Below are 13,330 nucleotides of genomic sequence, written 5' to 3' on the forward strand. Positions count from 1 at the left end.
AGGACCAAGCCGAAGAACACCAACGCTGAACCTTGCGAAAGCCAGAGCGCCGACTGTGCCATAGAGGTCCGATCAAAGTCGGGGGCCAGCACATCGGGGGCAACAACGAACGATCCGATGATCGCTACGATGCCAATAGCAACGGCCCCAACGCCTGCGATCCTACCAAATTTTGTGAACACCCTTCACTACTCCTCGATATAGCGAGCCACAGCGCGAAAATCAGCTCTTTTCCGCTTTCCGGGCTTGCCATGCGAGAAGGGTCGCCGCAATCACAAATGACCGTTCTGGGGAAGCCGCACCGCAGCGACCAGCTCGGGTGTGAAAGGCAGCAATGGGCCGAAACTGTCCGGCGACTCGAGGGATTGCTTGCTGCCGCGCCGACCAGCCCTTTTCTGCGAAGCTGCGATGAACTTCGCTCGATCTGCTTCCGCATTCGAGAGCCTCTGATCGCTTCTTCCCATGCCCCTGGCTCGCGAATTGAAGCCGGAAGGACAGTAGACCGCTGGCTCAGGAAATTTTCTGTAGTGCGGGGTATCGCCTGTAACGCTTCCAAACTACGTCAGCCTTGCTGCCGCAAAGGAAGATTTGTGGCCACTTGAGGAAGACTTCAGTGGCAATCCACACAAGAATTCCATGGTCGGAGCGAGAGGATTCGAACCTCCGACCCCCTGCTCCCGAAGCAGGTGCGCTACCAGGCTGCGCTACGCTCCGACCGTGAAGGGGCAGGTAGCCCCTGGGGCGGCGGAATGCAAGGGGGAATCTTGCGGGACAGCCGCAGAAAACAGCGTCAGCCCCGCGCACAGCAAGCGCGGAGATCTCGCCTGCCGGTGCCGGGCGAGTGCCGCGTCAGCCCCGTGCGCGCAGCAGGCGCTGCAACAGGCTCCAGCGCGGGGCCGTCACCGCCTCGGCGCCCAGGCGCGCCCGCGTCGCCGGGCGCAGGCGCGAGGCGCCCAGCCGCTCGCGCATCAGGATGTAGAGCCCCGAGGCCATGATCAGACCCGCCCCCAGCACCGTCGGCCCGTCCGGGCTTTCGCCGAACAGGAACCAGCCGTAACCCACCGCCCAGAGCATCTGCGAATATTGCATCGGCGCGACATTGGCCGCCTCGCCGGCCTGATAGGCCAGGATCAGCAGGAAACCCGCCGCCAGGCCCAAGGCCGCGATCACCCCGGTCAGCGCCAGGTCGCCCAGCTCCATCGGGCGATAGGCAAAGCCCAGCGAGGCGCCGGTCAGCAGGAAATTCCCGATCATCGGCCAAAGCAGCAGGATCACCGTGCGCTCGGACCGACCCAGGCGTCGCACGGCGATGGCGGAAAGCGCCGTGGCCGTCGCCCCCATCAGCGCCGCCAGGTGCCCCAGCCCCAAGGGCGTCACGCCGGGGCGCAGCACGACCAGCACGCCGCAAAGCCCGGCGCAGACCGCCAGCCAGCGATGCAGCCCGACCTTTTCGCCCAAGAGAGGCACCGACAGCACGGTGACGATCAGCGGCGCGGCGAAGAGGATGGAATAGACCTGCGCCAGCGGCAGCACCGAAAAGGCATAGAACCCGCCGATCCCCGAGATGACGATGCAAAGCGAGCGCAGCCCGACCCAGAACGGGTTGCGCGGCAGCAGCGTGCCATGCGTCGGGTCGCGCAGCAGCAGCACCGCCAGCGGCGGAAAGGACAGCAGCGCCGAGAAGAACAGGATCTGCAGCGCCGGATAGGTGGCGCCCAGAACCTTGATGATCACGTCATGGGTCGAATAGAGCCCCATGGCCAGCAGGGCGAGCAGCGCGCCCTTGATGTTGCCCGCCGTCATGCCCCTCCCCGACGGTTCGCAGGTTGGGCCGCGCCCGGCGATGCGGGCGCGGCCTGCCGGTCACAGCGCCGAAAGCGCCGCGACGATGTGGTCGCCCATCTCGGCGGTCGAGACCGGCTGGCCGCCCTCGGCCCCCATCAGGTCGCCGGTGCGCACGCCGTCGGCCAGCACCTTCTCGACCGCCTTTTCCAGCAGGTCGGCCTCGGCGCCCAGGCCGAAGGAATAGCGCAGGCACATGGCGAAGCTGAGGATGCAGGCGATCGGGTTGGCCTTGCCCTGCCCGGCGATGTCGGGGGCCGAGCCATGCACCGGCTCGTAAAGCGCCTTGGGCCGGCCGTTCTCCATCGGCGCGCCCAGGCTGGCCGAGGGCAGCATGCCCAGGCTGCCGGTCAGCATCGCCGCCGCATCCGACAGGATGTCGCCGAACAGGTTGTCGGTCACGATCACGTCGAACTGGCGCGGATTGCGCACCAGCTGCATGGCGCCGTTGTCGGCATACATGTGCGACAGCTCCACGTCGGGATATTCGTTGTCATGGACCCATTGCACCTCTTCGCGCCAGAGGATGCCGGATTCCATGACGTTGGCCTTTTCCATCGAGCAGACGCGGTTGCCGCGCTTGCGGGCCAGTTCGAAGGCCGAGCGGGCGACGCGGCGAATCTCGCCCGAGGTATAGCGCTGGGTGTTGACGCCGACGCGGCCGCCCTCGTTGCCGGGGGTGTCGTCGGCCGAAATGCCGCGCGGCTCGCCGAAATAGACGCCCGAGGTCAGTTCGCGCACGATCAGGATGTCGAGGCCGGCCACCACCTCGCGCTTGAGCGAGCTGAAATCGGCCAGCGCGTCGAAGCATTGCGCGGGACGCAGGTTGGCGAACAGGTCCATCTCCTTGCGCAGGCGCAGCAGGCCGCGCTCGGGCTTGACCGAGAAATCCAGGTCGTCGTATTTCGGCCCGCCGACGGCGCCCAGCAGCACCGCATCGACCGCCTGCGCCTTGGCCATGGTCTCGTCCGCCAGCGGCTTGCCATGTTTGTCATAGGCCGCGCCGCCCACCAGATCCTCGCTGACGTCGAAGGACAGGCCACGGTTCTGCTGGAACCAGCCGATGACCTTGCGCACCTCGGCCATGACCTCGGGGCCGATGCCGTCGCCGGGCAGGATCAGAAGGGAATAGGTCGTCATCGCAGGCATCCTCTATGCTTCTGGCTGTTGGCAATCGCGTATCCTTGCGCCTGTGCTGCGTCAAGTTCACGGCGAATTGGGTTGCACGGGACCGGCGGATCGGGCGGGATGGGCGCGCGAAACCGAACGTCCAGAACAAGCAAGGGGGCAATCCATGAAAGCACTCGCGGCTCTGGCCGGCGCATTGGTCCTGGGGACCGGCGCGGCGCTGGCGGACGGGGGCATCACCGTGAAGCTTCCCGATGTCTCGGGCCTGTCCGACCCACAGGCGAAATCGCTGATCGCGGAACTGGCGAATGTGAACGTCATCACCTCGAACTGCCCCGATTACGCGATCACCGACGGGGAATGGACGCTGATCACCGGCACGGGCGATCTTCTGGCGGCGAAGCTGGGGCTGGACGCCGCGGCCTATGACCGCACCTATTACGGCCCCGCTTTCAAGCTGCTGGACGATCCGGGCGCCTGCGACCGCATCGGGCCGACGGCAAGGCCGCTGATCCAGCGGCTGGTCGGCATGGGCGGCGGCACCACGCCCTTGACGCAATCGCAGTAACGCTGGCGTCGCGCGACCGGGGCAAGGCATCGTGCCGCTCGCGCAATCGCAGCTGTACGTCGCATCTTGCCCGCGCCCGCGCCGCGCCCTAGCCTGCGGCCATGACCGCCGAACCGACCTACAGGGGATTCGCGCTGGACGCCGAGACGGCGCTGGCGCTTTTGCAATGGCAGGCCGAGCTGGGCGCGGACGAGCCATGCCTCGACGCGCCGCTCGACCGCTATGCCGCGCCCGACCGTGCCGAGCCGCCCCCTGCCCCGGCCGTCCAGGCCGCGTCGGTCGTGGCGCAGCCGCGCGACGAGGCCGAGGATGTGGTCGCCCGCGCCGAGGCCATGGCCACCGCCGCGACCAGCCTGGCCGAACTGGCCGAGGCGCAGGAAGCCTTCGACGGCATCGAGCTGAAGAAGGGCGCGCGCAACTTCTGCTTCTGCGACGGCGATCCGGCGGCGCGGGTGATGATCATCGGCGAGGCGCCGGGCGAGGAAGAGGACCGCCAGGGCCGCCCCTTCGTCGGCCGCGCCGGCCAGCTTCTGGACCAGATGTTCGGCGCCATCGGCCTGTCGCGCAAGGCGGTGGATGCGGAACGCGCGCTCTATATCACCAACGTGCTGACCTGGCGGCCACCCGGCAACCGTCGCCCCGAGCCGGCCGAGATCGCGATGATGCTGCCCTTCCTGGCCCGGCATGTCGAGCTGGCGCAGCCGCAACTGCTGGTGCTGATGGGCAACACGCCCTGCATCGCGGCGCTGAACCAGCAGGGCATCCTGAAGCTGCGCGGCAATTGGACGACGGCCTTCGGCCTGCCGGCGCTGCCGATGGCGCATCCGGCCTATCTGCTGCGCACGCCGCTGGCCAAGCGCGAGGCCTGGGCCGACCTGCTGTCGGTGGCGGCCCGGCTGGAGGGCTAGGCTGGACGGCTAGTCCGCCGCCTCGCGGCAGCCGCGGAACTCGACCGCGTCGTCGGGGCCGATCAGCGTCACCCGCAGCGCCTGCGGATCCAGCGGAAAGGGCTTGCCCGAGGCCGCGACGAAATCCGCCTGCGCCGCCAGCCGGCCGCCGGCCGCATGCATTTCCGGGGCCGAGACCCAGATCTCGTCGTCGGCCAGTTCCATCGCCACCTCGTCGCCGCGGGCGCTGTCCGCCGCGGGCAGGGTGGCCGTCACCTGCATGCCGTCCTGGATCGGGGCGATACGGCATTCGGGCTGGCGGTCCGAGGTCTCGGGCTGGCGGGCGATGGCCGCCTCGATCAGCGGATCGGGCGCCGGGCCGGGGGGGCCGGCCTGCAATTCCACCCGCACCGGCACGCAGATGTCCTGGCAGATGCCGAAATCCACCACCGCCCTGGGCTCGACCGGCGCGGCGGGGCTGGCCGGGGTGATCTCGATCGGCAGGACCAGTTCACCGTGATAGCCCAGCGTGCGCTCGCCGCCCGATTCGATCACCTCGGGGCGCGGCCAGAGCAGCCGCACCTGGGCCAGGTTGCGCGAGGCGCCCCAGTCGAAGCGCGGCGGCACGCCGGCATCGCCGGGGCTGCGCCAATAGGTCTTCCAGCCCGGCTCGAGCCGCAGGTGCAGCGCGGTCATGCGCTGGCCTTCGGCCGTGGTCCAGCCGGGCAGCAGTTCGGCGGATGCCAGTCCGGGCGGCAGATCCTGCGCCAGTGCCGGCGCGGCGGTCATGAATAGCAGGGCAAGGGTCTTCATGCTGCCGTTCTAGTCGTCCCGCCCCCTCGGGGTGAAGTCACATTAGCGGCAATCCCTTGCGAAAACAGCCGACAGGGCCGATCTTGAGGAAAAGGACGGAGCAGATCATGGACCAGTCGAGCAACCTGACCGGCAAGATGCTGATCGCCATGCCCGGCATGCGCGACCCGCGCTTCGAGCAATCCGTGATCCTGGTCTGCGCCCATTCCGAGGACGGCGCCATGGGGCTGGTGGTCAACCGCCCGCTGCCCGAGATCGGCTTTTCCGACCTGCTGGCACAGCTTGGCATCCAGGCCGGCGCGAATGCGCTGGACATCCCCGTCCGCTTCGGCGGCCCGGTCGAGCCGGGGCGCGGCTTCGTGCTGCATCGCGCCCCCCGCGACATCGACCTGGGCGAGAACCGGATGCGCATCACCGACGACCTCGCCATGTCCACCACCCGCGACATCCTGGAAGATTTCGCGCGCGGCCAGGGCCCGCAGCCCGCCGTGCTGGCGCTTGGCTATGCCGGCTGGGGGCCGGGGCAGCTGGATTCGGAAATCCGCGACAACGGCTGGCTGACCTCGGAGCGCGGCGACGAGATCATCTTCGGCACCGACAATCCCGGCAAATGGCGCGCGGCGCTGAAATCGCTGGGCATCGACCCCCTGATGCTGTCGCCCAGCGCGGGCCACGCCTGAGCCCTAGCGCGGCGCGGCAGCACGGCGCAGCCGGTCGTTGATCGCGGCGCCCAGGCCCGCGTCCGGCACCGGCGCGACGGCGATGGGCCGCCCCTCGGCATCGGCACGGTGCAGCAGGTCGAACAGCCGCGCCGCGGCCTCGGCCAGATCGCCCGTCTGGCTCAGCGTCATCTCGCCCGCGACGGGGCCGAAGCCGATCAGCAACTCGCCCGGCCGCGCGTCCCCGGCGTTCAGCCGCAGGCTGGCGCGCGGCGCGTAATGGCTGGTCAGCTGCCCCGGCGAGGTCGGCGCCTCGGCATTGCCTTCGGGTCGGGCCAGCGGCTGGCCCAGCACGGATTCGATGGCCTCGGCCGCGACGCCGCCGGGGCGCAGCAGGGCAGGCCGGCCCCGGACCCAGCCGACGATGGTCGATTCCACCCCCACCGGACAGGCGCCCGCATCCAGGACCGCCGCGATGCGCCCGCCCAGCCCGGCCTCGGGGTCGGCGACATGCGCCGCCGTGGTCGGGCTGATCCGCCCCGAGGGATTGGCCGAGGGCGCCGCCAGCGGCCCGCCGAAGGCGCGCAGCACCGCCTGCGCCGCCGGATGGGCCGGCACGCGGATCGCCACCGTATCCAGCCCCGCCGTCACCAGCGAGGCGATGCCGGCCTCGGGCCGCAGCGGCAGCACCATGGTCAGCGCCCCCGGCCAGAAGGCCCGCGCCAGCGCCAGCGCGGCATCGTCGAAGACGGCGATGCGCTCGGCCGCCGCCAGGTCCGGCAGATGCACGATCAGCGGGTTGAAGCTGGGCCGCCCCTTGGCCTCGTAGATGCGGGCCACGGCGCGCGGATTGCGGGCGTCGCCGGCCAGCCCGTAGACCGTCTCGGTCGGGATGGCGACCAGTTCGCCCTGCGCCAGCAGGTCGGCGGCGGCGCGCACGCCCTGCGGGTCATGGCCAAGGATCAGCGTCTGCATTCGTTACGTCGGGTTGTGGTTGATGGACGCGGGCCGGCAAATATGATCGAAGCCCAAGGCATCAGTTACGCGCCGCAGCCGGATTTGCCAAGGCGCCAGAGGGAGAGAGTGCGGATGGCCTATCAAGCCCCGGTCGAACAGATCGCGTTCATTCTGAACCGGGTCGTGTCGTTTCCAGACCTGTCCGTCACCCAGCGCTTTGCCGAGGCGACGGCCGAGACCATGACCGCCATCCTGACCGAGGCCGGAAAGCTGGCGACCGAGGTGATCGCCCCGGTGAACCGCGCCGGCGACCTGACCCCCGCACGGCTGGAGAACGGCAAGCTGCGCTCGTCCCCCGGCTATGCCGAGGCGTTCCGCGCCCTGGCCGAGGGCGGCTGGATCGGCATCGCCGCCGATCCCGAATACGGCGGCATGGGCCTGCCGCAGGCGCTGAACATGGCGGTGAACGAAATGCTCGCCTCGGCCTGCCTGGCCTTGCAGCTGAACCCGCTCTTGACCCAGGGCCAGATCGAGGCGCTGGAGCATCACGGCAGCGACGAACTCAAGGCGCTCTACCTGCCGAAGCTGATCTCGGGCGAATGGTCGGGCACGATGAACCTGACCGAGCCGCAGGCGGGATCGGACGTGGGCGCGCTGACCACCCGCGCCGAACGCGCGGGCGACGGCAGCTATCGCGTCACCGGGCAGAAGATCTTCATCACCTGGGGCGACAGCGACGTGACCGAGAACGTCTGCCACCTGGTGCTGGCGCGCCTGCCCGACGGCGGGCCGGGCACCCGCGGCATCAGCCTGTTCATGGTGCCCAAGTTCATCCCGGACGAGAACGGCAAGCCGGGCGTCGCCAACGACCTGCGCGTCGTCAGCCTGGAACACAAGCTGGGCATCCACGGCAGCCCGACCTGCGTGATGAGCTTCGAGGGCGCCAAGGGCTGGCTCGTGGGCGAGGAGCACAAGGGCATGGCCGCCATGTTCACCATGATGAACGCGGCGCGGCTGGGCGTCGGCGTGCAGGGCGTGGCCCAGGCCGAGGCGGCCTTGCAGCAGGCCGTGGCCTATGCCGCCGAACGGGTGCAGGCGGGGCCGATCCTGCGCCATCCCGACGTGCGCCGGATGCTGGCGGAATCGCGGGCCGAGGTCTTTGCCGCCCGCGCCATCTGCATGGCCTGCGCGGTGGCGCTGGACATGTCGCGGGCCACCGGCCTGGACGAATGGGCGGCGCGCGCCGCCTTCCTGACGCCGATCGCCAAGGCGCATGGCACCGATGTCGGCATCCGCGTCGCCGATACCGCGGTGCAGGTGCATGGCGGCATGGGCTATGTCGAGGAAACCGGCGCCGCCCAATACCTGCGCGACGTGCGCATCACCGCGATCTACGAGGGCACCAACGGCATCCAGGCCATGGACCTGGTCGGCCGCAAGCTGGCCGATGGCGGCGCCGCGGCGATGGCGCTGCTGGACGAGATCCTGGACGGCGCCAAGGCCGCGCAATCGGCCGAGCCGGACCTGGCCAACCAGCTGTGGCAGGCCGCCGAAACCCTGCGCGAGACGACGCAGGAGCTGCTGGACCGGGACATGCCGGACCGCTTTGCCGGCGCCGTGCCCTACCTCTCCGCCTTTGCGCGGGTGCTGGGCGCGCATTACCACCTGCGCGCCGCGACCGGCGGCGGCAGCAAGGCGCTGGCGCGGCTCTACATCGCCCGCATCCTGCCGCAATTCGCCGCCGACCTGGCGGCGGCGCGCGCCGGGCTGGCCGATCTTGAGGCGCTTGACGACGCCGTGCTGCTGGGTCAAATGGCCGGGTGATACGCAGCGAGACACATAACCCCCCGGCCGAGGGCGAGGCGCATGAGATCGCCCCCGGCGTGTTCTGGTTCCAGCTGCCCCTGCCCTTCAAGCCCGATACGGTCAATGTCTATGCCTTTCGCGACGCGGATGGCTGGACGCTGGTGGACAGCGGCCTGGACACCCGCCGCACCCGCGGCATCTGGCAGGGCATCCTGCAGGGCCCGCTGGCCGGCGCGCCGGTCAGGCGGCTGATCGCCACCCATCACCACATCGACCACATGGGCCTGGCCGGCTGGTTCCAGACCCAGGGGGCCGAGCTTTGGACCTCGCGTTCGGCCTGGCTGACGGCGCGGATGGGCATCCTGGACGTGCAGGAACGCCCGACGCCGCAGGCCATCGCCTTCTGGCGCCAGGCCGGGATGCCGCCCGAGCTGCTGGAGGAACGCAGCCACGAGCGCCCCTTCAACAGCGCCGATGTCTGCGCGCCCCTGCCCCCCGGCTACCGGCGGCTGGCCGAGGGCCAGCAGGTGGCCTTCGGCGAGCGGCGCTGGACCCTGCGCATGGGCCATGGCCACGCGCCGGAACATGCCACCCTGTGGTCGCTCGACGACGACCTGGTGATCGGCGGCGACCAGTTGCTGGCGACGATCTCGCCCAACCTGGGCGTCTATCCGACCGAGCCCGAGGCCGATTCCGTCGGCGACTGGCTGGAAAGCTGCGAGCGGCTGGCCGGGTTCGCGCAGCCCGAGCAACTGGTCCTGCCCGGCCACAAGCTGCCCTATCGCGGCCTGCCGACCCGGCTGCGGCAACTGGCCGAGAACCAGCGCGCCGCGCTGGACCGGCTGCTGGACGGGCTGCGGCAACAGCCGCAAAGCACCGTCGGCTGCTTTCCGCTGCTCTATCGCCGCCAGATCGCCAAGCCGGAATTCGGCCTCGCCCTGGCCGAGGCCGTGGGCCACATCAACCACCTGCGCGCGACCGGCCGGGTGTGGCCCGTGGGCCAGACCGAATCGGGCGCGGTGCTTTGGGGGGCGTGACACGGCCGGCGCCTTGGGTTATCCCTGCCCCCGACGCATCGCATCGTTTTACGGACAGGATCATGGCCTCGCATCACGAAATCACCGAACACAAGCACGGCGAAATGGACATCCGTCACCACCAGGCAACCTTCGCAGGCTTCATCAAGGCCGCGACCTGGGTCAGCGTGCTGGCCATTGCCGTGCTGGTATTCATGGCCCTGGCCAACGCCTGATCCTGACCGGGGAAAGACCAAAGATGCAAAGGCGTGCCTTCCTTGCGCTGGCGCTGCCGGCCGCGCTTGCGGCCTGCGGCTCCGACAACAAATGGGCCAGCGACGAGTCGATCCGGCGCGCCCGCTATGTCGCGGAGGGGCCGCCCTCGATCACCCTGTTCACCGTGATCGGCATCCCCCGCGGCGAAGGCGGGCATTCCGCGGTGATGATCAACGGCAGCCAGCGGGTGATCTATGATCCCGCCGGCAGCTGGGAACACCCGGCGATCCCCGAACGGCACGACGTGCTTTACGGCATCACGCCGAACTTCAGGAACTTCTACATCGACTATCACGCGCGCTCGACCTACTGGGTGGCCGAGGACACGGTGCAGGTGCCGCTGGCCATCGCCGAGGCCGCGATCCGCTCGGTCGAGCGGCAGGGCGCCTCGAACAAGAGCTTCTGCGCCGTCAACACCGGCAAGGCGCTGAGCCGCGTGCCCGGATTCGAAGGCGCGCCCACCGGCTTTTCGCCGCTCAAGCTGCGCGAATGGTTCCTGACGCTGCCGGGCGTGACCTCGCGCCGGCACATGGACGGCGACCCGGCCAACAACCACGACGTGCTGCTGCGCCAGAAAGGCGGCGCGATCGCCGGCTATGGCCGCGACGGCCAGCTTCACGTCATGAGGTAAAGCGCCGTGTAAAGCGTGGCCATCCCGCCCAGGATGGCCGCCAGCACGTTGCGCGTCGCCACGCCCACCGCCACGGCCACCGTTGCCGCAAGCATCCGCGCGGGATCGGGCTCGCCATGCGTGGCCGCCGGCCAGACCACCAGCGGCGCCACGATGGCCGGCAGCACCCCCACCGCCGTATAGCGCAAGAGCCGCTGCGCCCAGAGCGGCATCGGCCGGCTGCCGAAGGCGCCAAGAAAGGACCAGCGCAGCCCATAGGTTCCCAGCGCCACGGTTAGGATGATCAGCCAGATCGTCACATCGCTATAGCCGGTCACAGGCGGGCTCCGTTTCTGCGTTCCATCAATACCTCGACCCCGGCGCCGGCCAGCATGGCCAGCGGCGCGGCCACGAACAGCCCCAGCCCCGAGGGCAGGAAGGCAAAGGCCAGCGAGGCCACAACCGCCACCAGCGCCGCCGCGACATGGGCCGGGCTGCGCAGCATCGGCGCGATCAGCGCCAGGAAGGTGACGGGCATGGCGAAATCCAGCGCCCAGCCCTCGGGGATGGCGTTGCCCAGCCAGACGCCCAGCAGCGTGGCCAGCAGCCAGAACGGGCAGGTGGCCAGCGCCGCGCCCAGGAAATAGCCGATGCGCTGCCCCATGCTCAGCCGCGGGTGCTTTTCATAATGCTGGATCGCCAGCGCATAGGTCTGGTCGATCAGCACATAGGAGATCCAGGCCCGGTCGCGCGGCCTGGCCCCGCCCAGCCAGGGCACCAGCGAGGCCGAATACATCGCCATGCGCAGGTTGACCGCGATGGCCGAGACGATGACCACCAGCGCCGGCGCCTGGTCGGTCAGCAGCTGGACGGCGGTGAATTGCGACGCGCCGGCCAGCACCAGCACGGTGAAGCCCAGGATCTGCGGCAGGTCCAGCCCCGCATCCGTGGCCACCACGCCAAACAGCATGCCAAAGGGCAGAAGCACCAGGATAAAGGGCAGCGCCTGCAGGAAGCCGTGGCGCAGGCATTGCGCCGGGCTGCGCAGCAGCGCGCGGCTCTGGTCGGGAGAGTGGCTGGGCTGGGCCGCAAGGCCGGCTTGCGCGGACATGGTGAAAAAGGCTCGCGATGCGGATAAGGCTGGCGGCACAATGGCCAAAACCGCCGCCCGACACAAGAACCACCATACAAGAACATGCAGGGACAGCCATGACCGGATCGCAGACCCCGCCCCGCATCCTGCGCGGCATCCCGCCCGAGCTGCGGGGCGCGGCGGCGGCGCTTTACTGGCGGCATTTCGGGGCGCAGATCCTGCCCTGGCCGGCAGGGCCGCGGCAGGGCGCGGCGCTGGTCCGCGCCGCCATGCGGCCGCAAGGCGCGCTGGTGGCGCTGTCGCCCTCGGGGCGGCTGCTGGGAATCGCCGGGCTGCGCGATGCGGGGGGCGGCTTCCTCGATCCGGGGCACGGCGGCTTCGTCGCGGTCTGGGGGCCGGTGCGCGGACGGCTGCGCCACCTGGCGACCGGGCTTTACCGGCCCGGCGCCGAGACGGCGGACCTGGTCCTGAACGGGATCGCGGTGCTGCCGCAATGGCGCGGGCGCGGCATCGCGCGGGCGCTGGTCGAGGCGGCCGCCGCCCATGCCCGCCGGCAAGGCCACCCCGCCCTGCGCGCCGAGGTCCAGGCCGGCAATCGCGCCGGGCTGGCGGCATGGCGGGCGATGGGCTTCCAGCCGCAGGACCGCCAAAGGCTGGGCTGGCCCTGGTCGGCGCCGGCCCATGTGCTGCGGCTGCCGCTTTAGCGCGCGCCCGCCCCCTCTGCCCCGTCGGCCCCCTCGGCCTGGGTGCCGGCGCGGCCCAGCATGCCGGTCACCTGCGCCAGCAGGGTAAAGGCCCGGCCCGAGCGGGTCTCGGCCAGCGCGGCCAGCAATTGCGGGTCGCTGTCCTGCACCTTGCGGCTCATCAGCCGGTCGAAATGGCGCAGGAAATGATGGGCGACGTCGCGAAACACCTCGTCGCCATGCAGCATCGCCCCGGCGCTGGCCAGGGCGGCCTCGTCGCGAATCACCGCCAGGTCGGCCACGGCCTCGCCGCGCGCGCCCTCGGCAAAGCGGCGCCACAGGACGGGATCGGCCTCGGGGACGGCCAGCTCGTCCATGTAGACGCCCTGCCCCGCCAGCAGCGTGACCACGTCCTGCGCCGCCCGGATCAGCCGGGCCATGCCCGGATCGGCCAGCGCCAGCCGCAGGCAGCGAATCGCCTCGCGGTCCTCGGGGCCGTCGGGAAAGTTCAGCGCATGGAACAGCTCGGCCGGCGTCAGCTGGGCCGCGGGCGGCGAATCCAGCTCCAGGCTGGCCTGCCGCGCATCCGCGGCAGAGGGCCGCGGCGCGGGCGGCACCATGCCGCGCCGCGCGGCCGGCGCGGAAACGGGGGTGGAGGACGACGCGGCCGCGCGCGGCTCGGCCATGGGTTCGCCGGCCATGCCCTGGTCCTGCATCCGGGCCAGCATGGCGCGCAGCTCCTCGGCCTCCTGGCGCAGGAGCAGCAGGCTGCGCGCCGACCAGACCGCCAGCCAGACCAGCGCCAAGGGCAGGATCACGCCCACCAGCCAGACCAGCCAGCCCGCCGCGCCCTGCCCTTCGGCCTCCGGGCCGAAAAGCGCAAACAGCCCGACCAGCGCCAGCCAGGCCAGGCTGACCCCCGCGCCGATCGCCAGCACGCGGTTGCGGGCCTGTTCGACGGCCAGCCTGCGCAGCGGATCAAGCGAGTCCAT

The 13,330-nt window shown here is 70.3% G+C and carries 15 protein-coding genes and 1 tRNA gene; 8 read left to right on the forward strand and 8 right to left on the reverse strand.

The features are described 5' to 3' along the window. Positions 1–637: 637 nt before the first annotated feature. The 3 genes from E3U26_RS06665 to leuB form a co-directional block, all read right to left on the reverse strand. Positions 638–714: transfer RNA gene (locus E3U26_RS06665), tRNA-Pro, on the reverse strand. 135 nt (positions 715–849) lie between these two features. Then, positions 850–1,803, reverse strand: a complete 954-nt coding sequence (locus E3U26_RS06670; RefSeq protein WP_072461696.1) for a DMT family transporter — start codon at positions 1,801–1,803, stop codon at positions 850–852. 60 nt (positions 1,804–1,863) lie between these two features. Then, positions 1,864–2,982, reverse strand: a complete 1,119-nt coding sequence (gene leuB, locus E3U26_RS06675) for a 3-isopropylmalate dehydrogenase (protein WP_499104608.1) — start codon at positions 2,980–2,982, stop codon at positions 1,864–1,866. A 154-nt stretch (positions 2,983–3,136) separates the two neighbouring features. On the opposite strand from leuB, the gene E3U26_RS06680 reads away from it, so the two are divergent. Continuing rightward, the gene (locus E3U26_RS06680; protein ID WP_036759324.1) at positions 3,137–3,538 is read left to right on the forward strand and encodes a carbohydrate kinase family protein; all 402 of its coding nucleotides are present in this window, start codon (positions 3,137–3,139) and stop codon (positions 3,536–3,538) included. A gap of 101 nt (positions 3,539–3,639) precedes the next feature. Next, the gene (locus E3U26_RS06685; protein ID WP_052096193.1) at positions 3,640–4,446 is read left to right on the forward strand and encodes a uracil-DNA glycosylase; all 807 of its coding nucleotides are present in this window, start codon (positions 3,640–3,642) and stop codon (positions 4,444–4,446) included. A 9-nt stretch (positions 4,447–4,455) separates the two neighbouring features. On the opposite strand, the gene E3U26_RS06690 is transcribed toward E3U26_RS06685, so the two are convergent. After that, the gene (locus E3U26_RS06690; RefSeq protein WP_499104609.1) at positions 4,456–5,238 is read right to left on the reverse strand and encodes a protein-disulfide reductase DsbD domain-containing protein; all 783 of its coding nucleotides are present in this window, start codon (positions 5,236–5,238) and stop codon (positions 4,456–4,458) included. Between the two features lie 107 nt (positions 5,239–5,345). On the opposite strand from E3U26_RS06690, the gene E3U26_RS06695 reads away from it, so the two are divergent. Beyond that, positions 5,346–5,918 (forward strand): YqgE/AlgH family protein, encoded by a 573-nt coding sequence (locus tag E3U26_RS06695; RefSeq protein WP_499105783.1) that lies wholly within the window; start codon positions 5,346–5,348, stop codon positions 5,916–5,918. 3 nt (positions 5,919–5,921) lie between these two features. On the opposite strand, the gene E3U26_RS06700 is transcribed toward E3U26_RS06695, so the two are convergent. Next, entirely contained in the window at positions 5,922–6,872 is a 951-nt protein-coding gene (locus tag E3U26_RS06700; RefSeq protein ID WP_499104610.1) for an L-threonylcarbamoyladenylate synthase, read from the reverse strand. Positions 6,873–6,986: 114 nt separating this feature from the next. On the opposite strand from E3U26_RS06700, the gene E3U26_RS06705 reads away from it, so the two are divergent. From E3U26_RS06705 to E3U26_RS06720, 4 genes are all read left to right on the forward strand, one after another. Then, positions 6,987–8,678 carry an acyl-CoA dehydrogenase family protein gene (locus tag E3U26_RS06705; protein WP_499104611.1) on the forward strand — a complete coding sequence of 564 codons (1,692 nt, stop codon included), beginning with the start codon at positions 6,987–6,989 and terminating at the stop codon, positions 8,676–8,678. Then, complete coding sequence (locus tag E3U26_RS06710) at positions 8,675–9,697, forward strand: MBL fold metallo-hydrolase (protein ID WP_036759335.1); 1,023 nt, start codon at positions 8,675–8,677, stop codon at positions 9,695–9,697. The genes E3U26_RS06705 and E3U26_RS06710 overlap by 4 nt, the downstream gene beginning before the upstream one ends. Positions 9,698–9,759: 62 nt before the next feature. Then, positions 9,760–9,912, forward strand: coding sequence for an aa3-type cytochrome c oxidase subunit IV (locus E3U26_RS06715; RefSeq protein WP_024845773.1), 153 nt, complete (start codon positions 9,760–9,762; stop codon positions 9,910–9,912). Between the two features lie 23 nt (positions 9,913–9,935). Beyond that, positions 9,936–10,583 (forward strand): hypothetical protein, encoded by a 648-nt coding sequence (locus E3U26_RS06720; protein WP_052096194.1) that lies wholly within the window; start codon positions 9,936–9,938, stop codon positions 10,581–10,583. Here the strand turns inward: E3U26_RS06720 and E3U26_RS06725 are convergent. Together E3U26_RS06725 and E3U26_RS06730 are read right to left on the reverse strand one after the other, a co-directional pair. Then, positions 10,568–10,900: an AzlD domain-containing protein gene (locus E3U26_RS06725; RefSeq protein WP_072461693.1), complete on the reverse strand. Its 333-nt coding sequence runs from the start codon at positions 10,898–10,900 to the stop codon at positions 10,568–10,570. The genes E3U26_RS06720 and E3U26_RS06725 overlap by 16 nt on opposite strands. Continuing rightward, entirely contained in the window at positions 10,897–11,673 is a 777-nt protein-coding gene (locus E3U26_RS06730; RefSeq protein ID WP_083539059.1) for an AzlC family ABC transporter permease, read from the reverse strand. Before E3U26_RS06730 ends, E3U26_RS06725 begins: the two co-directional genes overlap by 4 nt. 98 nt (positions 11,674–11,771) lie before the next feature. Here E3U26_RS06730 and E3U26_RS06735 point away from each other — a divergent pair, with 98 nt between their 5' ends. Continuing rightward, complete coding sequence (locus E3U26_RS06735) at positions 11,772–12,359, forward strand: GNAT family N-acetyltransferase (RefSeq protein ID WP_499104612.1); 588 nt, start codon at positions 11,772–11,774, stop codon at positions 12,357–12,359. Here the strand turns inward: E3U26_RS06735 and E3U26_RS06740 are convergent. Next, entirely contained in the window at positions 12,356–13,330 is a 975-nt protein-coding gene (locus tag E3U26_RS06740) for an RAD23 family protein (protein WP_499104613.1), read from the reverse strand. The genes E3U26_RS06735 and E3U26_RS06740 overlap by 4 nt on opposite strands.

The sequence above is a fragment of the Paracoccus ferrooxidans genome, from assembly GCF_029909815.1.
Taxonomy (GTDB): Bacteria; Pseudomonadota; Alphaproteobacteria; order Rhodobacterales; family Rhodobacteraceae; genus Paracoccus; species Paracoccus versutus.

Bases quoted from the DNA above. Each gene is read 5' to 3' on its own strand.
- E3U26_RS06670 (WP_072461696.1), bottom strand. From the start codon at position 1,803: ATGACGGCGGGCAACATCAAGGGCGCGCTGCTCGCCCTGCTGGCCATG.
- leuB (WP_499104608.1), bottom strand. From the start codon at position 2,982: ATGACGACCTATTCCCTTCTGATCCTGCCCGGCGACGGCATCGGCCCC.
- E3U26_RS06680 (WP_036759324.1), top strand. From the start codon at position 3,137: ATGAAAGCACTCGCGGCTCTGGCCGGCGCATTGGTCCTGGGGACCGGC.
- E3U26_RS06685 (WP_052096193.1), top strand. From the start codon at position 3,640: ATGACCGCCGAACCGACCTACAGGGGATTCGCGCTGGACGCCGAGACG.
- E3U26_RS06690 (WP_499104609.1), bottom strand. From the start codon at position 5,238: ATGAAGACCCTTGCCCTGCTATTCATGACCGCCGCGCCGGCACTGGCG.
- E3U26_RS06695 (WP_499105783.1), top strand. From the start codon at position 5,346: ATGGACCAGTCGAGCAACCTGACCGGCAAGATGCTGATCGCCATGCCC.
- E3U26_RS06700 (WP_499104610.1), bottom strand. From the start codon at position 6,872: ATGCAGACGCTGATCCTTGGCCATGACCCGCAGGGCGTGCGCGCCGCC.
- E3U26_RS06705 (WP_499104611.1), top strand. From the start codon at position 6,987: ATGGCCTATCAAGCCCCGGTCGAACAGATCGCGTTCATTCTGAACCGG.
- E3U26_RS06715 (WP_024845773.1), top strand. From the start codon at position 9,760: ATGGCCTCGCATCACGAAATCACCGAACACAAGCACGGCGAAATGGAC.
- E3U26_RS06720 (WP_052096194.1), top strand. From the start codon at position 9,936: ATGCAAAGGCGTGCCTTCCTTGCGCTGGCGCTGCCGGCCGCGCTTGCG.
- E3U26_RS06730 (WP_083539059.1), bottom strand. From the start codon at position 11,673: ATGTCCGCGCAAGCCGGCCTTGCGGCCCAGCCCAGCCACTCTCCCGAC.
- E3U26_RS06735 (WP_499104612.1), top strand. From the start codon at position 11,772: ATGACCGGATCGCAGACCCCGCCCCGCATCCTGCGCGGCATCCCGCCC.
- E3U26_RS06740 (WP_499104613.1), bottom strand. From the start codon at position 13,330: ATGGACTCGCTTGATCCGCTGCGCAGGCTGGCCGTCGAACAGGCCCGC.